We start from the raw sequence: 21,055 nt of genomic DNA on the forward strand, positions 1-21,055 counted from the left end.
CACAAATATGCATTTATCGGAAATTCCTAATATAAAACATAGTAATTCTGGAAACTTTTTTCTTTTAGCTGGACCTTGCGCAATTGAAGGAGAGGAAATGGCTCTTAGCATAGCAGAACGAATTATAGAGGTTACAGATAAGTTGGAAATACCTTTAGTTTTTAAAGGTAGTTTTAAAAAGGCGAATAGAAGTAGGGTAGATAGTTTTACAGGAATTGGAGATGAAAAGGCATTGAAGATTTTAAAAAAGGTGTCGGAAACATTTAATGTACCAACCATAACAGATATTCATGAAGTATCTGATGCGGCAATGGCTGCTGAATATGTTGATGTATTGCAAATTCCAGCGTTTTTGGTGAGGCAAACGGATCTTGTTGTTGCCGCAGCAAAAACAGGAAAAGTGGTAAACCTTAAGAAAGGTCAGTTCATGAGTCCAGAGGCAATGAAACACGCCGTTAAGAAGGTGCATGATTCAGGAAACAAGAAAGCTTGGATTACCGATAGAGGTACTATGTTTGGATATCAGGATATGATTGTGGATTTTAGAGGAATTCCAACAATGAGACAATTTGCACCGACAGTTCTTGATGTAACACATTCGTTACAACAACCAAATCAAACAAGTGGCGTAACCGGAGGAAGACCCGATATGATTGAAACTATTGCCAGAGCAGGAATAGTGAATAATGTAGATGGTTTATTTTTGGAAACTCATTTTGATCCTGCAAATGCAAAAAGCGATGGAGCAAATATGTTAGACTTGAAGCATCTTGAAAAATTATTAGGTAATTTAGTTGCTATTAGAAAAGTCGTTAAATCATTATAGGCACAGTTTTTGTATTTGTCATTAAAACCAGTAACCCTATCAAATGATAAAACAACTTTTAATTGGTATTTTACTAGTATCTTTCGCTGTAAACGGGCAACGGAGTATAGACTGTAAGGCCGTTACTTCAAAATACCCGAGTGATCTTTCTGCAAAGCGTTTAGCTGCGAAAATTTTAAAAGACTTTTCTTCAAATGAAGAAAGGTCTGAGGCTGCGTTTTGTTGGATAGCGAACAATATTAAGTATAATTTGTTTGCTTATAGCGATCCTAAAAGAAAAGTTATTGGTTTTAGATACCGTGATGAAGAAGAAAAAAGAAGAAAGCTTTTAGCAATTAAGGACAGTATTGTTGATCATACTTTAAAGACCAAGAAGGCTGTATGCGAAGGCTACGCTCAAACGTTATCAAAAATTTACACCCATTTAGGGTTAGAGAATGTAGTTGTTAAAGGTTATGTTAGAAATTCAACCTATGATATAGGTAATGAGCAGCAAATACCGAATCATGCATGGAATTTGGTGAAAGTGAATAGTGAGTGGAGAATAGTTGATGCTACTTGGGCTGCAGGGTCGGTTATAAATGGAAGATGGCAGCAAAGCTATGACGATTACTATTATGATATTCCAAGAGAACATTATTTAAAAACACATTTTCCTGAAAATAGGCGATGGAAATTTGGAAGTAGACTTTCTAGAGAAGAGTTTTATAGTCAACCTATTTATACTACAGAATTTTTACGAACTAATCTTGAACTGATAGAACCACTTCAAGGAATTATAGCTAAAAGAAAAAGTAAAGAACTTACGCTTAAAATAAAAAACTTAGATTCAGTTCAAAGAGTTTTATATGGAATAAGCACCAATAGATATGCTCAAAAGCCAGAGATAACTTACAAGGACAGTATCGGTTACGTGAAAGTAAAGTCTTTTAGAAAGAGTAATCGACTTTTTCTTGTAATTGATGGTAAAGTTCATGTGGAGTTCAAATTGATTTAATTTCGTTATTTTAGAGAAAACTTTACATATGAAAAGGATTATTCTCTTAGTTTTCTTATTATCAACTACTTTATTGTGCTCTCAAAAAAAAGGGACTGATTCTTCTCTTGAACGAGTGGATAAAATAATACTTTCCTATAGTAATGTTTCATCTATTGATAATCTGTACAAAAGAATTGACTATGATTTTAATACTAAAATAGAAAAGGCAAGAGCTATATTTACTTGGATTGCTTTTAACCTTAGCTATAATGATTCTAATGTAATTCCTTCACCTGAGTTATTAGCTTATTATGGAGATGATTCGTTTGAAAGATTAAAGGAATACAAGAATAGGCGTGTCATTGAAAAAGCTTTTGCGAATCGAAGAGCGGTTTGTGCAGGATATTCGCTGTTATTTAAAAAATTGTGTGATTTAATGAAAATCGAAAATGAACTGATTCGAGGATATACGAAAACTTCAGTCCACAAAATAGGAATCATTCCTAGAAAAAAGAATCATGTTTGGAATGCCGTTAAAATTGATGACAGATGGTTGCTTATGGATGTTACTTTTGGTTCTGGACATGATTATAGAGGAGTTTGGCAAAATGAATTGGATACAGAATATTTTGATTGTTCAAAGGAAAAAATGAAAGTAACACATTTTCCTTCTGAAATTTTGTGGCAGGAGTACTTAGGTCACAACAAATTGGAGGAGTTTTGCAATCAACCATTTTATATGGATACGTTTGTGAAATCGAATTTAGCGATAATAAGTCCTAAAAACGGCGAAATAAAAGTCAAAAAGAGTGACAGAAGGGTAAGTTTAAAACTTAAAGGAATAAAGAAAGGAAGTACTGTTCTGTGTACGTATTCAAATGATGGAGTTGTAAGAAAACCTAAAATTTCAAAGGAAGTAGAAGGATTTAAATATTCATTTAAAAAGCCTTTTCAAAATACTTTCTTAAACCTTTATATCGATAATACGCTGGCTGTTCAATACAAAGTACTTATAGAAAAAGATTAGCCATATTTCATATTAAAAATTTAAAAAATAAATCTTGTAGAATACAAATAAAATTAGTTACTTTGTTTTTCAAAGTACTTTATAATGGATAAAGAAAAATATTTACAAGACATTACTGAAATTAAAAACCTAATGAATAAATCATCAAGGTTTATTTCTTTAAGTGGGTTGTCTGGAATTTTAGCTGGAATATATGCATTACTAGGAGCTTGGTATGCGCATTGGCTTGTAAACTTCGAAGGAAAAGGGTATTTAACATTGCATGGTGCTTTGTTTAAAAAGTGTTTGTTGATTTTAATAGGAGTGGGCGTGTTAAGTATTGGAACAGCAATATTATTAACGACTCAAAAAGCAAAAAAGAACAACGAAAGTATTTGGGATGCTACAACGAGAAGGTTGTTGTTTAATTTTTTAGTGCCTTTAGTGGCAGGAGGAATTTATATTGTTATCATGTTAAGTCAAGGTCGTTACGGACAATCAGGATCTTTGATGTTATTATTTTATGGAATATCCTTATTTTCGGCCTCAAAATACACACTTGGTTATGTAAAATACCTTGGGTTGACTGAAATTTTACTGGGCTTAATAAGCGCTTGCATTCCTGGATATGGTTTCTGGTTTTGGGTGCTAGGTTTTGGAATAATGCACATTGTATATGGAGCGTTAATGTATATTAAATACGATAAAAATAGTTAAATAAGTTTTTTGAAAAATTTACTAGGAAATATAAACAAAGCTTTTGATCATCGAATTAGGCTAGGAATTATGTCTATTTTAATGGTGAATGAATATGCCGATTTCAATACCTTGAAAGAGCTTCTTGGGGCTACAGATGGTAATTTAGCAAGTCACGCGAAGGCACTGGAAAAAGCAGTATTTATACGTATTGAAAAACAATTCGTTGGAAGGAAACCTAATACAAGATATTTTGCTACTGATAAGGGGAAAGTGGAATTTCAAAAACATATTGAGGCTTTAGAAAAACTAATTCATATTAAATAAATTTTTTTATAAACAAACTTTGAATTTCAAAGTACTTTAAATTATGAGAAAGAGATTTGTTATTTGGTTGTTTGAAAAAACACAAAAAGCGTATTTAAAACTTAAGAAAAAGAAGGCCTGGAATACGACGAAGGGAGAATTGCTTCAATTGCCCAGAGGGACACTTGGAGGGGCATTGGGTGAATTTTTAAAAAAGTACAATTTCGATCTCATTCCAAAAACAGAATCACATGATATTTTTCATGTATTACTGGGATATGGAATTCAAGTAGAAGATGAAATTGCATTACAATTTGCCTGTTTTGGAAATGGGAAGAGGAGTTTGTATTTGTTAATGAGTCTCATTGCTGGCGTTTTTTTATTGCCAGAATATGCGAAATACTATAAAGCATCTTATGTCTATGGGAAGGAATGTATACCATTTTATAAGGCTAATTATGAAAAATTACTACATGTTCCCATTTCTAAATTGAGAGAAAAATTTTTAATAATACCAGTTGGTGTTTGAAATTACTGTAAAAGAAAAGAGAACGTTTTATTACGGTAATTTCAAATCGAAAATGGTATAACAAACACAATAAATACATATTAATGGAAAAGTTACAAGCACAAGGAGGAAAGTTTGGAAAATGGATAAAAACATCCATCACTGCCAGAATGTTTATGATTGGAATTTTAATTATTTTATTATTAATACCACTATCTTATATAAAAAAAATGATTTATGAACGCAAAGGGCGTCAAAAGGAGGTGGTAGAAGAAATAAGCAATAAATGGGGAAATGAGGTGTTGTTTTATGGACCAATGTTAAAGGTGCCTTATAAAACGTACCAGGTAAAAAAAATATATAATAACTCATCTAAAGAATATCGAGAAGAACGAACCGAAGAAATTAAGTACGCTCATTTTTTCCCAGAAACACTACAAGTAAAATCAACTATAAATCCAGAAGAGAAGAAGAGAGGGATTTATAAAACGGCTGTTTATAAAAGTGGTATTCATGTTTCTGGTAATTTTGAACAACCGGATTTTAGTGAAATAGAAGTAAAAGATGAAGATATACTTTGGGAAAAATCGAAACTAATTATAGAGGTATCCAATTTAAAAGGAGTGAATAGTTTAGTATCGCTTCAGCTTCATAAAAACAAGTATGCCTTTAATGCTAAGCGCGATAGTAAAGAGAATTCTAATGGGTATTATCGTTCTGTGAAATTACATACTTTGGAAAGTAAGTTTCTTGAAAAAGATGATTTACCATTAACAAAAAGATCTGAATTTAAGTTAGACCTACAAATAAATGGAAGTAAACAAATCCGTTTTATTCCTGTTGGAAAAGAAACGAATGTTGAAATTTCATCCAATTGGAAAACAGCTAACTTCTTGGGAGAATATTTACCTTATAATTCAGATAAAATTACAGATGAAGGTTTTCATGCTAAGTGGAAAGTATTAGCTATTAACCGACCATTTTCTCAACAGTTTTTTTCAGGAATACCCGACTTAAGAAATTACGCTTTTGGTGTTAATTTTATGATTCCTGTAGACGAATACCAAAAAAGTGAGCGATCGGCTAAGTACGGGTTTTTAGTTATAGGGCTAACATTCTTAGTGTTTTTTCTCATTCAAACCATGAGTAAAATAATCATTCATCCGTTTCAATATTTAATGATAGGAATTGCGTTGGTATTATTTTATACGTTGCTTATTTCAATATCTGAACATAGTAGTTTCTTTTTAGCATATATTGTCGCTTCAATAGCGGTGGTTTTCTTAATAAGTTTGTATTCAAAATCGATTTTTAATAATTATAAGTTTCCAGTACTTGTAGGGATGTCATTAGGCATGTTATATGTGTTTATTTATATTATCATTCAACTTGAAAGTTATGCATTATTAGTAGGAAGTATTGGTTTATTTATGATATTAGCTATTGTGATGTTTGCTTCGAGGAAAATAGATTGGGAGAATAATAATTAATGAGGAAAGCATGTTTACTTTTAATAAATATTATTTTTTAAGTTTTGTTATTCTATTATTAGTTGAAATAGGAATAGCTCAGTTGAGTGGTTTTATCAGACATACATTTGGAGATTTTTTAGTAGTCATTTTATTGTATTGTCTTGTAAAATCATTTTTCAAAGCCGCATCAATATCAATAGCATTAGGTGTTTTAGTTTTTTCTTTTACAATTGAGTTTCTCCAATTAACTCCTATTTTAGAGTTAGTAGGGCTTGAGGAAAATAGAATGGCAAAAATTATTTTCGGTGCTACATTTAGTATCTACGATTTAATAGCATATTTCCTGGGAGTACTTTTAATTATCATAGTGGAAAAAAGAGCTAACTTTTACGGTAATTTCAAATAGTAAATGGTAGTATGCTGTTTTCCATGTGTTTGTGCTGCGTTGCGAAAAATATTCGTGCCAAGGTTGTTCAATATTAGCATATTGAGAATTATAAAATGAAAACGGTGTAATTGTTATAATCATGTTTTTGAGGTTCGAAAATTTAGAATCTTTTAAAAAGAAAGAGAATATTTAAAGGTAAATTGCAGTTATCTGTTATTCAATTGGTTGTACACGTTTTGAATTTTCTTTAATTTTGTGCAACTTAAACTAAAAAACAACTATTATGAAGAATTATATATTGTTAGGCCTTTTTATGGTCATGATTTCGGGTATTGGATATGCTCAAAGTTCAGAAACTTCAATCAAAGTAGGAGATGTATTCCTAGTTGGCGAAGTTGCTAATGATAATTATACGCATATTAAATTTCCTAAAGACAATTTCATTGTAAAAAGAGGAGGTATTGCTAACTACAGTAAGGTAAGAGGGCAAAAAGTTGAGGTAACTTCAATTAAAGAAAACAGCAAAGGCGATTTAATAGCTACAATTAGCTTAAGCTCAAAAAAGTATTTTTTTAAAAGTCATAAATATGTTAAAGTTAACATTGCCGATGCTCTTACTAGTAAAGAATTATTAAAAATATAGAATGCTATTAAGGTCTTATCCTATTATTCAAGTTTAGTTTGTGTATAAGATAAAATTCGATTGGTAACTTATCTAGTGTTACATTAGTTGGTTTTTCTGATAAAGAATAAGAAGAAAAGTATCGAATAGTTCTCGATAAATCTTTCAGAAGATCGATATTCAAACTGACAAACGGTCCTGAAATATGGATGGATCTGTAGCTTAGCTAAGCTATAAATAATAAAAAAATCAGAGGTCTTTTAACCTCTGATTTTTCTTAATATATCTTCAAGTCCATTTAATTTTAATTCATAAACCAAAGTCATCATTTGACCCAGTTTACCATTGGGAAACCCCTTGTTTTTGTACCAAACAATATAGTATTCAGGGATTTCTATTAAATAAGTACCTTTATATTTACCAAAAGGCATTTTCATATTCGCAGTATCTATTAAAAACTGTTTGTTTGTATCCATGTAATTTTAAAGGCAGAATTAGCTATTCTTTGCTATCAACATAATTTTGAAGATAAGCATAACGCTCTGTTAATTTTCCGTTATTGGTCATTTGTGCGCGTGCTAAAATACCATCTTTATCGTTATTATAAAAAGCAGGAATAACATGTTCTAAAAACATATCGCCAAAACCTTCACTTGCATCCTTAGGTAATTCACAAGGTAAGTTATCAACGGCCATTACTGTAATGGCATTGTCATTTTTAAAGTCTACTTCATTTTCATTTATAGGATCATAACCGTAAATAGGATCAGCAATAGTTGAAGGTCTAATCGTTGAAGCCACTGGGCCGTTTACATCACATGAAATATCGGCAACGTATTTTATATTGAATTCATTTTTCTTTGCATCTTCACGGGTAAATAAAAAAGGTGCACCATCACCGTAAAAGTGACCAGCAATGAAGAAGTCCGTTTCCTTAGCATATGGCATAAAATTACTTTCATAACCAGTAGGATTATCATAGAAAGCAAATTTGTCTCCAACTTTGCCATCAATACGTCTGTTATATTCCATAACATCAATCAAGCAATAAACAGGCTCTGTAAATTTGGAAGTTAAATACAAGGCATCGCTTACTTGTTTAATACCTAAGTGATCCAAAATCTCTTTCGCACCAAAAGCAACTTTACCAGAACCAGATAAGGCTATTTTTAAGTTTGGAACTGTAATTTTGTCCAATTCTTTTTTCATTGCATTTAAATCAGCTAAAGTTTCTACTTTAGGTAATTCAAATAACCCTTCTTTTAAACCAATAGCTCTAAATCCATTATAGGCCCCAACTAATCCAGCATAGCGACCAAAACCAATGAGTCTGGCACCATTTTCCTTAATAATAGTTTCATGATCAATTAAATTGATGTTTTTTTCAAGAATTACTTGTAGCAACTTGCGATTATAAGGCTGTTTCTTTATGGTATGTGAAAAGAAAAAATAGGTTTTGTTTGGAATTAAATGATCAACCGGAACTTCTTTTACCCCTAAAAGAACATCGCAATCAGAAAGATCATTGGTTACCTCAAATCCTACCTGACTATATTCATCATCTGAAAAAACTCGAATATCTGAACTTTCTATAACAATTGTTGCTTCTGGAAACTTTTGTTGAAATTCTTGCAATTTCTGAGGCGAGAAAACAACTCTTCTATCAGGAGGATTCTTACGTTCTCTTATAATTCCAAATTTCATATTTATTGTATTAAAATTAAACAAATAAAGATTTAATGTTATTATTTATAACAAACATTGCGAAAATACTTTTTTTTGAATGATTTTACAAGTCATCTGAAGTAGATTTTTAAGTAAATGATTATAGCTAATTGGCAACAGATCATAACAATCAATCTGAACCTGTTTCAGGTTCTCGTCACACATATTTTTGTAACATGAAGAGATTTGGAAATAAATTCGGAATAACGGAAATCGCTAACATTTTTTAAGTAATAGAAAAAGTGAGGAAGACTTCAATAAAAGGAACTAGAAAAAAGATCTCCTGAATTGTAGTATTTGTTTATATTTGCATCCGCTTGTTTTTGTACTTTTTTTTAGAATACAAAAAGAATCTTTGACATATTGGGGACGACTGGTTTTGACAGCAAGGTCAGTGATAACGTAAGCATACCGAGGAGTGAAATGACAACTCGTAAAACTTATTTCAACTTTTTAAACGGCGAAAATAATTACGCTTTAGCTGCTTAATCCGAATTATAGTAAGATTATAAGCCTCGGCGCACTAGGTGCGCAAGCTAAATGTCCACGAAAAGCCTTGGTTTATGGCGTTTCACTTTTGGGCATCGTAAAAATAAACATAGAAAACTTAGCACTTCGATAGGTTTTTGAAACTAAAGGAGATAGGCTTAAAGTAGGCAGTTTTTGGTCAGCTTTAAGATGAAAACTAAACAAAAACTAAGTATGTAGAAAGCCTTTGAGCTGCTTGTTTGGACCCGAGTTCGATTCTCGGCGTCTCCACATTTAAAAACCTCAATCATTTATGTTTAAATGGTTGAGGTTTTTTCTATTATAATTGTTGATTCTACTTTCTCAGGTTAGCGCTCGACTGTGTCGAGTGCCGTCAAGGATGAGTACAACTGAACATATCGCACTGATATAGTAAGCACTCGTCGGAGACAAGCGCTAGCCTCTCGGAACATGTTTCATTTTCTCATCAAGTATGTTTGTTTTACAGATAGTCGCAACTGAATATACCATGCTAATGCAGTAAGCATTCATCTAAGATGTACACTGGTAAAATGAAGAGAGTTGTGTACTCGATTGTGTTGTCGTTTTTTAATATTTGTACAAAATACTTTCATCACTGTTAGTGATATTCAATCGAACTTGGTTTCCTTCAACTTGTAAGTTTGAAATGTCGAAGGATATTTCTTTTATTATTAACGCTTCGCATAATTCGTCATTTTTTAAAGACAATCTTAAATTCCTTTGAGGTGGGGAAGATTCTATAATATTTTCTGAGTCAATCAACTTCAAGACCCAAGTATCTCCGCTACAACCTCCTGAACTGAAATTAATTTTCAAACGGTTATCGTTTATATCCAGACTGTTAATTGTTAGTTCGTCAGAAGGGGCATTTGCATATTGTTCTTTGCTTATAATAGTTTCAAAGTTATGATTCATTGAGTTTTGGTTGTCATTGTTTTTTGAGCAGCTCAAAATTGTCAGACCGATTAAAGTAGAGAATAGTAATTTTTTCATTTTAACATGATTTGGTTTTATTATAGACGAACCTTGTGTCATATGGTTGCGTCAAATGCACTATAATTTTAAATTATCGCGATAAAATGCCTTTTTACATTTTTCTTCTTTAGAAAAAGAAACTAAAGGCCAACGCTCAAGGGAGGGGAGTGCCATAAAGGATAAGCACAATTGAGTATAACATACTCATATAGTAATCACTTGCCAGAGGCAAGCGTTAGCCTCTCGGAACTTGTTTTAGGTTCTTATCAAACACATTTGTTTTATAGTATTATGAATTCCGAAATAAATTCGGAAGTACACGTATATTATCGTCAGGTTTTTTAATAGAACATAAAAAAAGAGTTCATTTTGATGAACTCTTTTTTAGCACAATTTGGGTTAAAGGGGAAATAAATATTTTTCTGTTTGTTATTCAAATTTACCTGATTTATTACTCTCTTTTAATTTTTTTAGATGTTGTAAAGCAGTTTCCTCTTTGAAGTTCCTATATCTATAGATAGGTGGAAATATTGGGGAATTAAATATTAAAAAAAGAAAGAATCCCCAAACTATCAGGGAAGAATAGTTAAAGTGTATGGTTTTTGTATAGGTTTATATTTTTATGAATACCAACAAACCTCTTTAATTTTGTTTTTCCATTAAAAGTTTATTTATAAGGCAAAATATCAATTCGAGTGAGCTATTAAAAATAGATATTCATATAGTTTAGTATGAAGATTAGTTGATGTTTGGAATTACTGTAAAAGAAAAAAAGTGTTTTATCACAGTTACTTCAAATTACAAATGGTATATAGATTTATCTTAAAGATGATCGTTTATAAAATCATTCGAATTGATATTTTTTTAAATGAGTTCATTTAAAAAAATAATTTTTTAGAGGTTGTTATCAATAACAGTGAAGTAAAAGCAAAAAATACGATGAAGAGAAGTCTATTCTTTTTAATTTTTTCTCCCTTAATGCTTTTGGCTCAAATAAATGAAAGTGATTCTTTGAAATTTAAAGGAAAACTATCATTAACAGGGTTTTGGCAAGATGGAAATGTTGAAACCCTTATTTTTAGAGCAAAATCAGATGTTAGCATAAAACCTTGGCGCAACTGGGTTTTTAAATCGCAAAATTCTTTTGTTTATCAGGAATTCGGAAAAGAGAAGGCCGATGAAGATTTTTTGAGCTTGAATTTTTTATACTTAAATCCAGAGAAAAAGCTCTATCCGTTAATTTTAGCAATTGCAAGTACAAATTTTAGAAGAGAAATAGATGTTCGTTATTTAGTGGGAGCGGGAGCAACTTATCAAATTTTACAGGGTAAAGACAATTGGTTAAAGCTTTCTTTAACGGGAGAGTATGAACATACAAACTTTTCAGAAACGGGGTTTAATTATGCTGAGTATGATACGAATGAAAATATAAGAACCGCTCGAGGAACATTATGGGTAAACGGAAAGTATTCCCTATTCAAAAAAAGAGTCATTCTTACCCATGAAAGTTATTTTCAACCTTCCTTGGAAAAGAGTAATAATTTTAGATGGCGGATGGATTTAGGTATGGAACTACCTGTATGGAAATTCTTAAACTTTAAAGTGAATTACTTGCATACGCACGAAAGCATTGTCATTAAAGACCAGAAGCAACAAGATCGTTTTTTAACTTTTGGTTTGACTCTAAAAACTTATCAATAACGGTAATTTCAATTTGTAAAAGGTATAATATCTTAAAAAGGGGAAGAGCCCTGAGAAGGGCTCTGCTAATATTAAGGGGAAAACAAATGTTTTAAGGGGAACAAAGATTTTTTGATTTTTTGTTTTGATTACACCGTAAAACTACAACGGATTAGACCTGTATTTTTCTTTTTTAGTTGGGTTGTGTTCCTTTTCACGCGAGTATCGTTCATCTATAGATTAATAGCTAAACTGTAGATGAATGGTTTTTTTATTTTGAGAGTGTATTTATTTTTTGAGTATCTTTTGATAACTTTATACAACGAATAACAAATATTAAACATATGAAAGGCAGATGTTTGAAATAATGATTAGAATACTATCGAGTTAAATTATTTTGAATGAAATGAAGGATAATTTTGTGTCGAGAAATTCTTGCTACTATTGAATACTGTTCTTGAGGATAGCTAGATATCCATGAAATTTTAAACATTAAAGATTATCGGCGACTATTGAAAAACAATTAAAAAGATACACATGAAAAATAAAGTAAGGAACCTGATAGGTCCATTATTAATTTGTTTTCTATTCATCAATTGCTCAGAAAACGGAAGTGAAGATTGCACCAAAACCATTACGATACCCCAATTTTATATGGTAAATGGACAAACATATAATTACAGTACAACTCAAGAAGTACCTTGTGACTTACCAGATATACAAGAACCACAACAAATAGATTTACCACCTCAGTTAGAAAGTTTCACCTATGAAATAATTCGATTTGAGTATACTCCAGATACAGGGAATAACACGTCAAGATTGCAATTTGAAATAAAGCTTATGAATAATAGTGATGCAAATGTAAATGGCTTCCCATATTTAACAATTAAATCCGATGGACTTCAGTTTAGCACAAGTTATTCATCAAGTGCTTCGGAGCCTTGTTTGAGTTTGGCTGCAAATTCTTTTTGTACAATGACATTTGATACAGAGTCTTCATTAGATTTAGGAGCTCCAACTTCAATGGAACTTTTAGATATTGTGTATTATTTAACCAACTAATAAATCTAAACACACCTAATTCAGTTTTAACATTTAGTTTGGAATGAAATTTTGAAGATTTTCTAACTTCAAAACCTCTAAAAAGAACTAATTATGATTGTTAAAAGTGACCATGTCGAAGACTTTAATACCATTTTCGAAATTATTAATGATGCGTCCATTGCATATAAGGGAATTATACCGAAAGACCGATGGAAGGAGCCTTATATGTCTAAGGAAGAACTCATGGTTCAAATAGAAGAAGGTGTTGAGTTTTGGAGTTATGTTGAAAATGGCAAAATTCTGGGCGTTATGGGAATTCAATTTAAAAGTGATGTTACCTTAATAAGGCACGCTTATGTGCGTACTATGGCTCGAAAAAAAGGAATTGGAGGGAAGTTGTTGAGTCATTTAATTGAAATAACTGATTTCCCAGTTCTTATAGGTACTTGGGCTGATGCATCTTGGGCGATTTCGTTTTATGAAAAGCATAAATTTAGAATAGTATCTAAAAATGAAAAAAATAACTTGTTAAAAACATATTGGTCAGTCCCTGATCGACAAATCGAAACATCAGTAGTTTTGGCGAGTAGTGATTGGTTTTAAGTTTCTTGTAGTTAGTGTTTTAGTTGTTTTTTTAGAGTTTTGTGCCTTTTGTAATAGTAGTAAAAAACCTATGTGAATTCGGGATATTGAGTAGTACTTAACTAGGGATTTTGCCTATTTTATAAACCAAAAAAACAAATTACTATTGTACTATATTGTTACGGCTGAAAAGAGTAAGTATATTAATACTTTAAATAGTAAGAGTAATTATTAATTAATTAATTTTTAGCTCGTTAACAAAGTTGTTATATGTATGCATATTGTTACCGTAAAGAGCCCTATGCAAGTTGGGTTCTTTAATGGTAATACTTTTTTAAAATTCATATACCAAGTAATGTTAGAAACAACTGCAAAAGAAAATGAATAATTTCTTCTTTTTATTCTGAAATAGAGAGATGAAAAGTGTTTTATTAGGAGTGTTTCAAGTTGCATATGGTATAATACATCTAAGCTTTTTTAGCAGTTTGTAGTCTATATAAAAAAACCAGTTAATTTTAAATTAACTGGTTTTTAATTATGACATTCAATCAAGGGGAAACAGTTTTAACTGTCCTTCAAAGTCCGGGGAACTTTTATTCGTCTAATAAGTCGATGGCTGTTTTAATAGCTTCTACAATAGCATCTGCTAATTGATTGTTTCCATCTGCGTCAGAAGGACTAATTTCAATAGTTCCATCATTGTTTCCATCAGTAGCAGTAGTTAAGTCAACTCCAGTAGTAAGGTCAAATACTTGATTTAAATCGAAATCGATTACAATACTTTCTTCAACTTGAGAAACTTGAATATCTAATTCAGGGTTTTCAAAGTCAATTTCAACTTCTTCTTCAAAGTTATGCCAGAAGATAAAAGGAGTTCCTTGAATATTTCCTTTAATTAAAATTGATTTCTCAAATAACAAACTGTTTTCATTTGTGCTTGGAGCAAATTTAAACTCTAACTCTTCAAATTGACCAGTTGGTAATTCAACATCTAAGAAAGTAACTTGGTTTTCTAATAAGTTAATTTCAAAAGGACCATTTAATTCAATTTCATCATCAAATCCTAATACTCCATCATCATCCCACTGATCATCGTTAGCAGCTGAATCTTCATTATCTTCAACATCTAATTCTAATTCAAACTCTTTTACGTTTAATAAGAATTTAGTTATTTCAAAATCAGTTTGATCGGTAGCACTTCTTCCTGCTGTTTGGTTTAAAGTACTTTTTGCACTTACACTCAAACTTCCTTTATCGTTAGGGACATCCTCATTTTTGGAGCAGCTGATTCCAACAAAAGCCATGGCAGTTAATAAACAAGCTGTTTTTAAGTTTTGGTAAGACATTGTAATTTTCATGTTTAAAAAAATTTAAATATTTGTATTAATTATTTTGGGGTTATATATTCTTGGCAAAAATTAATTGGTCATCGCCATTTCTTAAGTCTATTTCATATTCATCTGACTCACGAGTTATTTCGTGAACTTTCCAGTTTTCGTTAAAATCAGGTAAGTCGTTAATTGCAATGGTAAGTGTAATATCGTTTCCTGTTCCTGAGAGTTCCCAAGTACCATATAAGTGATCATTGTTTATGAATACTTTTAAAGTACCATCTTCTTTGAACCAGAATATGTGGTTTTGATATTGTTCTTGCAAGTCGTTTCCTTGTCGTTCAAGTGTGTAAACTTTCAACTCTTGGAATTCTCTAAAGAAGTTTTTTACATCTTCTTGAGTACAATCGTCGCAATCATCGTCGTTATAATCATTATCGTCATCCTCATCACAATCGTAAGTAGCGGCTTCAATTAACCTTTCTAGGTCATCTATATTGCTAGCATAAACATACTCACCATTGGCTTTTTTCAGTTTTATTGGAAAGTCAAGAGTTACAATAGTATTCTCATCAATATCCTTGATAAAGTTGTGTAGCATTTCATCATTGGTAATAGACACCGTTCCAATTTGCTCATTTGATGCATTGAACAATGAAGCACCAACAGGATATACGAAATCAATACATTCTATGTCACCATCATTTTCATTCTCACCATTGCAGTCTTGTTTAAAGTTTTCGAGTTCTTCGATGTTATTTACTTCAATGACGGTATAATCAATCAAAATAATTTTAATAGGAAAAGCTATGGTTATTGTATCATTATCATCAGTAAACTCGTCAAAAATATCTTCTATGTCTTGGTAACCAGTGTCATCAGATATAACAAGTTCAACTCCATTAGCAATTACGGTAATAGGTAAATCGATGGTAATACAGTTTGCTTGATCGATGATATTATCTTTAGACCCATCTTTTAAGGCTGTTCTCTCTAATAGAACTGCTGCTTTAGAAAAAGGTGTAATAGCATCTGTAATTGGTGGATCAATAGTAATAGTTTCTTCGGTTCTACAAGAAGAGAACAAAATAATTCCTGCAAATAGAATAGCGATGGTGTTTTTTAATAATCTCATAATGTTAAAGTTATAATATTGGTTAAAAGCAATTAACGAGCTTTAAATGTTGTATGCTTGTCGTTCGACTTCATAATAGAAACAATTCACTTCAAAAATGTCCCGAATTTTTTTTTATTTTTTTTTATTTTCTAACTTTGTTAATTGATAATTACCCCCTAAAGCCCTATAAAAATTGGCAAAAAGTTTATATGAAAATATTTGTGATAGCTTAAGGTTTTCTAAATTTTATGAAAGCTACGCACAAAGTTTGAGTGATATCTTATCTTATAAATATGGATCGCTATTGAATCCTACTGATAAAGTACAAGATGCATTTATTAAATTATGGGAAAATTGTTCTAAGGTAACACCTGATACTGCTAAATCATATGTGTATACCATAGCGAATAACTTAATGTTAAATGCAATTAAACATCAGAAGGTGACTTTAAATTACACCAAAATTGGACAGAAGGACTACACCAATGAATCTCCGGAGTTTTTAATGCGGAAAGAACAGTTTTTACAACAATATAAAAATGTGTTGGACGGATTAAAACCAGAACAAAGAGAAGCCTTTTTATTAAGTAAGGTTGAAGGCAAAACACATAAAGAAATAGCGGAACTTTTAGGAGTAACAAAAAAGGTGGTTGAACATCGTATTTACGGTGCTTTTAATACCTTAAAAAATAAACTGGAAGATTTTAAATTAAAATAATCATAAAATTTACGGGACTTTAAGCTCCTTAGTTGTTTTATAAGTAGAACGTCAAACAATGGAACAAGAGTATTTAATAAAAAAGTGGTTGAATAACGACCTTGACCCGCAGGAGCAGAAAGCTTTTGATGAGCTTGAAGAGAGTGCTTTTTACAAAGAAATATTAGTGGAAGGGAAAAGATTTAAAAATCAGAACTCAACTAAAGTTATTCCATTTGAGGAGTTAAATAAGCAACTTAAACTGAAATCAACTCAAAATAAAAATTGGGTATACACACTATCCAAAGTAGCTGCTGTAGTGGCTATTTGTTTTGGAGTATATTTTTTCATGTTTCAAAATAATTCGGTTGAATACAATACTTTGTTAGCTCAGCATCAAGATATAGTTTTACCTGATGAATCGGAGGTAGTGTTAAATGAAGAATCAACCCTGACTTTTGATAAGAAAACATGGAAAAATGAAAAAAAATTACATTTAAAAGGAGAGGCATTTTTTAAGGTAACAAAAGGACAACGTTTTGATGTTCTCACGGAGCAAGGAATGGTAACGGTATTAGGAACCGAGTTTGACGTGGTTTCGCGTAATAATGTTTTTAATGTTATTTGTTATGAAGGTTTAGTAAGTGTTACGTATCAAAACAAAGAAGTAAAACTACCTCCTGGACATGCTTTCAAGGTAATTGAAGGTAAAGCAGATGAGTATTCCATTGCTTTATCCGAACCTCAATGGTTGCATAATATGAGCGTATTTAAGAACGCTCCGTTATCGGAAGTTTTAAAAACTTTAGAGAGAGAATATGACGTTAAAATTAAGACAGTTGGTGTAAATACCAATATATTGTTTACTGGAGCTTTTGAGCATGGAAATATAGAAAATTCATTGAAAGCAATTACGGAAACACTCCATTTGACTTATGAAATCGAAGCGAAGGGATTGGTAGTTATTAAAAATGCTAAAGATTAGTTATAGCAACTTGAAATACTCCTTGAAAGAACCCAAACGTTCTAGCAGACAGGTTACAAATAAATGGCTAGAAGTTTTAGAACCTAAAATATTTGGGAATCTAAAACTTTTTTTTGTATTCATGTTTCTGATTCTTTTTAGTGGAAATAGTTATTCGCAACGTGATGAATCTCGATTACCATTGATGGAAGTTATAGAAAATATAATGAAAGTTCATGGTGTTCAGTTCAATTATCAAAGCAGTTCTTTAGAAGGAGTAAAAGTAGTTCCATTAAAAGAAGAAAGTTCTTTGCCTAAGAAATTAGAAAATTTACAACATCAAACTTCATTTCGATTCTCAAGAGTTGGATCGAAGATTATTTCTGTAATAAAAACAACGAAAATTTGCGGGTTTGTCTGGGATAAATATATGAATGCTCCGCTTGAAGGAGCGACTATTCAAGCTGAACATGGGTATACGGTGAGTAATGAAAAAGGATACTTTGAATTGAACAATGTTGCTTTTAATGAAGAGGTTGAGGTGCGATTTGTTGGGTTCAAGCCAAGTAAGGTCGTAGGGAATTTTTTCGCTGAAAAATCTTGTAAATCGCTTTATTTAGAAGAGGAGGTAGAAGTAGTTACACCCGTTGTTATTAAAGGGTATTTGGTAAATGGAATAGATAAAAGTAGCGATGGAAGTTTAGTGATTGACTTTTCTCGGTTTGCAACACTTCCTGGATTGATTGAAGCAGATGTATTGCAAACTATACAAGCATTGCCAGGTATTCAAAGTACGGATGAAACAGTTTCAAATATTAATATTAGAGGGGGATCTCATGATCAGAACTTAATTCTGTGGGACGGAATCAAAATGTATCAATCTGGACATTTTTTCGGTTTGATATCTAGTTTTAATCCTCAGGTTACGAAAAGAGTTTCAGTAGTAACCAATGGAACAGATGCATCCTTTACAGATGGAGTGTCTGGAACCATTCAAATGATGACGGATAGAAAAATTCAAAGAGAATTTAAGGGAAATATAGGGGTAAACTTTATAAGTGCTGATGCCTTTTTAGATGTTCCTCTCGGACAAAGATCTTCAATTCAGTTGGCAGGACGAAAGTCTATTAACGATTGGTTGCAAACCCCTACTTACGATCGCTATTTTGAAAGAGTAACACAATTAACAGAAATTGCTAGCAATGAGGAAAATGTAATTAATTCCAATCAAGACTTTGATTTTTATGATACGTCAGCAAGATGGCTTTATAATATATCAGATAAGGACAAACTAAGAGTTAATTTTCTTTGGGTTCACAACGATTTATCTTTTAATGAAACCGCTAAGGTTACTGGGATTTTGACAACTAGAGAAAGTATACTCAATCAAAATAGTCTGGCAGGAGGAATTAATTATAGCAGACAATGGAATGACGATTTGTTGACAGAATTAAGTATTTACGAAACCGATTATAAGTTAAAGGCAATCAATGCTAATGTAAGAGAGCAGCAGCGATTTTTACAAGAAAATATAGTATCTGAAACGGGAGTTAAACTGAACAATTTTTATCATTTAAATGATTGGAGACTGAACGCAGGATATCAATTTATAGAAACTAAAATTACAAATCTAAATGATATCGATGACCCTAGGTTTGTAAGATTAAAATCCTTAGTTACAAGAGAAAATGCTTTGTTTTTTCAAGGAGATTATAGAAACGAAACAACAGGGTTGTCTATAAAACCAGGAGTTCGTTTGAGTCATATTGAGAAGTTTAAAAAAACTTTTATAGAGCCTAGGCTTAGTATTAGACAGCAATTTAATGAGCATTTTCAAGTCGAGCTACTAGGGGAGTTTAAACATCAAAACACAACTAAAACCGTAAACTTTCAAAACGATTTTTTGGGAGTTGAAAAGCGAAGGTGGGAGCTGGCAGATATGGATGCTGTTCCTATTATAAAAAGTAAACAAATATCTCTTGGAGGTGCTTATAGCAATAGAGGTTGGTTGGTAGATGTAGAAGGTTATTATAAAGATGTTCATGGAATTACTACCCAAAGCCAGGAGTTTACCACCAAGTATGAATTTGAAAAAGAGGAGGGTAGTTATCATATTTTAGGTTTTGATTGCTTATTACGTAAACAATTTAAAAATTTAAATACCTGGTTGAGTTACTCGTTTATGAAAAATAACTATCGGTTTGGAACATTGCCGGAATTTGAGTTTGCTAGTAATTTTGATAGTACGCACGCATTGACTTTTGGTACTGCGTATACTAAGGATGATTTAAAACTTTCATTAGGTTTTAATTACAGGACAGGAAAACCGACATCGGTGCCGTTGATTGGTGAAGAAGTATCTAATAATATTGTGAATTATGATGACGCCAATAGCATAAGGGTATCGGATTATATGAGGGCAGATGCTTCCGCTACTTACAATGTTAGAATTTCAAAAGGTTGCAGAACAGAAATCGGAACATCTATTTGGAATTTATTAGATAAGAAGAATAAAATCTCTAATTATTATCAAATAAACTCCCAAGGAATACCAAACAAGTTTTCGAAGTTCTCCTTAGGAACTACTCTTAATTTAATGGTTAGAGTGCATTTTTAATCGCAGGGCGATAGCCAAGGGTTTAATTCCCCGAGGCTTGCCTCGAAAAGTAAAATTATGATTCCGATGGATACCCCGTATGCTTGCATCGGGGTAGTTCATTTTTTCTTACTTTAACGTCATCTCGAACTACTTTATTCTTTTCTTTATTGGTTCAATTACCCGGATAATACTTGTTAATATTTATTAGTTTATTCTGAAAAATACGCAGTTTAAAATACTTGTAATTAGTGACTTGTTTTAAAATTATAGCATTTTTATTGAAATCATATTCAATTATTCAATATATTTGTTGAATAATTGAATATGTATGGAATCAAAAGATTTTAAAAATACAGTTTATCAAGAATTATCAAATGTGGCAAAAGCACTTGCAAATCCTTTTAGATTGAGAGTTCTTAATTTGCTAGCTCAAGATGATTATTCGGTGGAACAAATAGCGAACAACATTCATGTTTCTATCGCTAATGCCTCACAGCACCTTCAAGTACTTAAAAAGGTAAAACTTGTTAAAACAAAAAAGAAGGGGCATTTCATTATTTATTCATTGGCAAACAATGATGTGTTTACTTTGTGGAATGCGCTTCAAAAATTCGGATTAGAAAACAGTTTAGAAATACAATCTACTTTAAAAGTATTTCAACAAGAAAATTTTGAAAGTGTTGAATTTATTACCGCAGATGAAATAACAAAAAGCAATAACATTTCAGATTTGTGCTTTTTAGACGTACGTCCTGAAAAAGAGTTTAAAAAAGAAGCTATAGCGAATGCAATATGCATCCCTATTGATGATTTAGAAAAAAAACTATCAACATTACCAAAGAATAAACAAATTGTAGTGTACTGTAGAGGTCCATTTTGTGTGTTTGCAGATAAAGCAGTTCAACAACTTCAAGCGAAAGGTTTCAACGCAATTCGTTTAAAAGAAGAGGTTTTAAGCTGGAAAGAAAAGGGACTTCCCGTATCGAAATATCAAGAAAATTAAGATTACCAAATATTTTTAAAAC

Annotated in this window: 21 protein-coding genes and 1 other RNA gene; 17 read left to right on the forward strand and 5 right to left on the reverse strand. The window is 31.5% G+C overall.

Translation table 11 applies throughout. The features are described 5' to 3' along the window. Positions 1-7: 7 nt before the first annotated feature. The 9 genes from kdsA (at position 8) to BLW23_RS08270 (ending at position 6,824) form a co-directional block, all read left to right on the forward strand. Positions 8-826 (forward strand): 3-deoxy-8-phosphooctulonate synthase, encoded by an 819-nt coding sequence (kdsA, locus tag BLW23_RS08230; protein ID WP_093668764.1) that lies wholly within the window; start codon positions 8-10, stop codon positions 824-826. Between the two features lie 43 nt (positions 827-869). Then, positions 870-1,823, forward strand: a complete 954-nt coding sequence (locus BLW23_RS08235) for a transglutaminase domain-containing protein (protein WP_093668765.1) — start codon at positions 870-872, stop codon at positions 1,821-1,823. A gap of 28 nt (positions 1,824-1,851) precedes the next feature. Then, a complete protein-coding gene (locus BLW23_RS08240) occupies positions 1,852-2,832 on the forward strand; it encodes a transglutaminase domain-containing protein (RefSeq protein WP_093668766.1) in 981 nt (326 codons plus the stop codon). Between the two features lie 84 nt (positions 2,833-2,916). Beyond that, on the forward strand, positions 2,917-3,528 hold the full coding sequence (locus tag BLW23_RS08245) for a hypothetical protein (protein WP_093668767.1): 612 nt from the start codon (positions 2,917-2,919) through the stop codon (positions 3,526-3,528). 9 nt (positions 3,529-3,537) lie between these two features. Further along, positions 3,538-3,834: a winged helix-turn-helix domain-containing protein gene (locus BLW23_RS08250; protein WP_093668768.1), complete on the forward strand. Its 297-nt coding sequence runs from the start codon at positions 3,538-3,540 to the stop codon at positions 3,832-3,834. A gap of 43 nt (positions 3,835-3,877) precedes the next feature. Further along, positions 3,878-4,342, forward strand: a complete 465-nt coding sequence (locus BLW23_RS08255) for a Coq4 family protein (protein WP_093668769.1) — start codon at positions 3,878-3,880, stop codon at positions 4,340-4,342. A gap of 83 nt (positions 4,343-4,425) precedes the next feature. Beyond that, positions 4,426-5,811 (forward strand): cell envelope integrity protein CreD, encoded by a 1,386-nt coding sequence (gene creD / locus BLW23_RS08260; RefSeq protein ID WP_093668770.1) that lies wholly within the window; start codon positions 4,426-4,428, stop codon positions 5,809-5,811. Positions 5,812-5,821: 10 nt separating this feature from the next. Continuing rightward, entirely contained in the window at positions 5,822-6,199 is a 378-nt protein-coding gene (locus BLW23_RS08265) for a ribosomal maturation YjgA family protein (protein ID WP_093668771.1), read from the forward strand. A gap of 265 nt (positions 6,200-6,464) precedes the next feature. Continuing rightward, a complete protein-coding gene (locus tag BLW23_RS08270; RefSeq protein WP_093668772.1) occupies positions 6,465-6,824 on the forward strand; it encodes a dihydroorotase in 360 nt (119 codons plus the stop codon). A gap of 239 nt (positions 6,825-7,063) precedes the next feature. Here the strand turns inward: BLW23_RS08270 and BLW23_RS08275 are convergent, their stop codons facing one another. Together BLW23_RS08275 and BLW23_RS08280 are read right to left on the reverse strand one after the other, a co-directional pair. Then, entirely contained in the window at positions 7,064-7,279 is a 216-nt protein-coding gene (locus BLW23_RS08275; RefSeq protein ID WP_093668773.1) for a DUF3820 family protein, read from the reverse strand. Between the two features lie 22 nt (positions 7,280-7,301). Next, complete coding sequence (locus BLW23_RS08280; RefSeq protein ID WP_093668774.1) at positions 7,302-8,507, reverse strand: NAD(P)-dependent oxidoreductase; 1,206 nt, start codon at positions 8,505-8,507, stop codon at positions 7,302-7,304. A 386-nt stretch (positions 8,508-8,893) separates the two neighbouring features. Here BLW23_RS08280 and ssrA point away from each other — a divergent pair. Further along, positions 8,894-9,290, forward strand: a transfer-messenger RNA (tmRNA) gene (ssrA, locus tag BLW23_RS08285). A gap of 315 nt (positions 9,291-9,605) precedes the next feature. Here the strand turns inward: ssrA and BLW23_RS08290 are convergent. After that, a complete protein-coding gene (locus BLW23_RS08290) occupies positions 9,606-10,031 on the reverse strand; it encodes a hypothetical protein (RefSeq protein ID WP_143032128.1) in 426 nt (141 codons plus the stop codon). 921 nt (positions 10,032-10,952) lie between these two features. Between BLW23_RS08290 and BLW23_RS08295 the strand changes: the two genes are divergently transcribed. The 3 genes from BLW23_RS08295 to BLW23_RS08305 all read left to right on the forward strand — a co-directional run bounded on the left by BLW23_RS08295 (position 10,953) and on the right by BLW23_RS08305 (position 13,343). Beyond that, positions 10,953-11,714 carry a DUF481 domain-containing protein gene (locus BLW23_RS08295; protein ID WP_093668776.1) on the forward strand — a complete coding sequence of 254 codons (762 nt, stop codon included), beginning with the start codon at positions 10,953-10,955 and terminating at the stop codon, positions 11,712-11,714. Positions 11,715-12,230: 516 nt separating this feature from the next. Continuing rightward, positions 12,231-12,758: a hypothetical protein gene (locus tag BLW23_RS08300; RefSeq protein WP_143032129.1), complete on the forward strand. Its 528-nt coding sequence runs from the start codon at positions 12,231-12,233 to the stop codon at positions 12,756-12,758. Positions 12,759-12,851: 93 nt separating this feature from the next. Continuing rightward, a complete protein-coding gene (locus tag BLW23_RS08305; protein WP_093668778.1) occupies positions 12,852-13,343 on the forward strand; it encodes a GNAT family N-acetyltransferase in 492 nt (163 codons plus the stop codon). 572 nt (positions 13,344-13,915) lie between these two features. Here BLW23_RS08305 and BLW23_RS08310 read toward each other — a convergent pair. Both BLW23_RS08310 and BLW23_RS08315 read right to left on the reverse strand, forming a co-directional pair. Beyond that, entirely contained in the window at positions 13,916-14,680 is a 765-nt protein-coding gene (locus tag BLW23_RS08310) for a hypothetical protein (RefSeq protein ID WP_093668779.1), read from the reverse strand. Positions 14,681-14,720: 40 nt separating this feature from the next. Next, on the reverse strand, positions 14,721-15,788 hold the full coding sequence (locus tag BLW23_RS08315; RefSeq protein WP_093668780.1) for a hypothetical protein: 1,068 nt from the start codon (positions 15,786-15,788) through the stop codon (positions 14,721-14,723). A gap of 175 nt (positions 15,789-15,963) precedes the next feature. Between BLW23_RS08315 and BLW23_RS08320 the strand changes: the two genes are divergently transcribed. The 4 genes from BLW23_RS08320 to BLW23_RS08335 all read left to right on the forward strand — a co-directional run bounded on the left by BLW23_RS08320 (position 15,964) and on the right by BLW23_RS08335 (position 21,033). Further along, a complete protein-coding gene (locus BLW23_RS08320; RefSeq protein ID WP_093668781.1) occupies positions 15,964-16,488 on the forward strand; it encodes an RNA polymerase sigma factor in 525 nt (174 codons plus the stop codon). Between the two features lie 58 nt (positions 16,489-16,546). Next, the gene (locus BLW23_RS08325; RefSeq protein WP_093668782.1) at positions 16,547-17,452 is read left to right on the forward strand and encodes a FecR family protein; all 906 of its coding nucleotides are present in this window, start codon (positions 16,547-16,549) and stop codon (positions 17,450-17,452) included. Beyond that, complete coding sequence (locus tag BLW23_RS08330) at positions 17,439-20,048, forward strand: TonB-dependent receptor (protein ID WP_093668783.1); 2,610 nt, start codon at positions 17,439-17,441, stop codon at positions 20,046-20,048. Before BLW23_RS08325 ends, BLW23_RS08330 begins: the two co-directional genes overlap by 14 nt. 310 nt (positions 20,049-20,358) lie before the next feature. Next, the gene (locus BLW23_RS08335; RefSeq protein WP_093668784.1) at positions 20,359-21,033 is read left to right on the forward strand and encodes an ArsR/SmtB family transcription factor; all 675 of its coding nucleotides are present in this window, start codon (positions 20,359-20,361) and stop codon (positions 21,031-21,033) included. Positions 21,034-21,055 lie beyond the last annotated feature (22 nt).

The sequence above is a fragment of the Tenacibaculum sp. MAR_2009_124 genome (assembly GCF_900105455.1).
Classification (GTDB): domain Bacteria; phylum Bacteroidota; class Bacteroidia; order Flavobacteriales; family Flavobacteriaceae; genus Polaribacter.

What these genes read in the sequence shown, in the direction of transcription:
- kdsA (WP_093668764.1), top strand. Translation starts at nt 8, where the DNA reads ATGCATTTATCGGAAATTCCTAATATAAAACATAGTAATTCTGGAAAC.
- BLW23_RS08235 (WP_093668765.1), top strand. Translation starts at nt 870, where the DNA reads ATGATAAAACAACTTTTAATTGGTATTTTACTAGTATCTTTCGCTGTA.
- BLW23_RS08240 (WP_093668766.1), top strand. Translation starts at nt 1,852, where the DNA reads ATGAAAAGGATTATTCTCTTAGTTTTCTTATTATCAACTACTTTATTG.
- BLW23_RS08245 (WP_093668767.1), top strand. Translation starts at nt 2,917, where the DNA reads ATGGATAAAGAAAAATATTTACAAGACATTACTGAAATTAAAAACCTA.
- BLW23_RS08255 (WP_093668769.1), top strand. Translation starts at nt 3,878, where the DNA reads ATGAGAAAGAGATTTGTTATTTGGTTGTTTGAAAAAACACAAAAAGCG.
- creD (WP_093668770.1), top strand. Translation starts at nt 4,426, where the DNA reads ATGGAAAAGTTACAAGCACAAGGAGGAAAGTTTGGAAAATGGATAAAA.
- BLW23_RS08265 (WP_093668771.1), top strand. Translation starts at nt 5,822, where the DNA reads ATGTTTACTTTTAATAAATATTATTTTTTAAGTTTTGTTATTCTATTA.
- BLW23_RS08270 (WP_093668772.1), top strand. Translation starts at nt 6,465, where the DNA reads ATGAAGAATTATATATTGTTAGGCCTTTTTATGGTCATGATTTCGGGT.
- BLW23_RS08275 (WP_093668773.1), bottom strand. Translation starts at nt 7,279, where the DNA reads ATGGATACAAACAAACAGTTTTTAATAGATACTGCGAATATGAAAATG.
- BLW23_RS08280 (WP_093668774.1), bottom strand. Translation starts at nt 8,507, where the DNA reads ATGAAATTTGGAATTATAAGAGAACGTAAGAATCCTCCTGATAGAAGA.
- BLW23_RS08290 (WP_143032128.1), bottom strand. Translation starts at nt 10,031, where the DNA reads ATGAAAAAATTACTATTCTCTACTTTAATCGGTCTGACAATTTTGAGC.
- BLW23_RS08295 (WP_093668776.1), top strand. Translation starts at nt 10,953, where the DNA reads ATGAAGAGAAGTCTATTCTTTTTAATTTTTTCTCCCTTAATGCTTTTG.
- BLW23_RS08300 (WP_143032129.1), top strand. Translation starts at nt 12,231, where the DNA reads ATGAAAAATAAAGTAAGGAACCTGATAGGTCCATTATTAATTTGTTTT.
- BLW23_RS08305 (WP_093668778.1), top strand. Translation starts at nt 12,852, where the DNA reads ATGATTGTTAAAAGTGACCATGTCGAAGACTTTAATACCATTTTCGAA.
- BLW23_RS08310 (WP_093668779.1), bottom strand. Translation starts at nt 14,680, where the DNA reads ATGAAAATTACAATGTCTTACCAAAACTTAAAAACAGCTTGTTTATTA.
- BLW23_RS08315 (WP_093668780.1), bottom strand. Translation starts at nt 15,788, where the DNA reads ATGAGATTATTAAAAAACACCATCGCTATTCTATTTGCAGGAATTATT.
- BLW23_RS08325 (WP_093668782.1), top strand. Translation starts at nt 16,547, where the DNA reads ATGGAACAAGAGTATTTAATAAAAAAGTGGTTGAATAACGACCTTGAC.
- BLW23_RS08330 (WP_093668783.1), top strand. Translation starts at nt 17,439, where the DNA reads ATGCTAAAGATTAGTTATAGCAACTTGAAATACTCCTTGAAAGAACCC.
- BLW23_RS08335 (WP_093668784.1), top strand. Translation starts at nt 20,359, where the DNA reads ATGGAATCAAAAGATTTTAAAAATACAGTTTATCAAGAATTATCAAAT.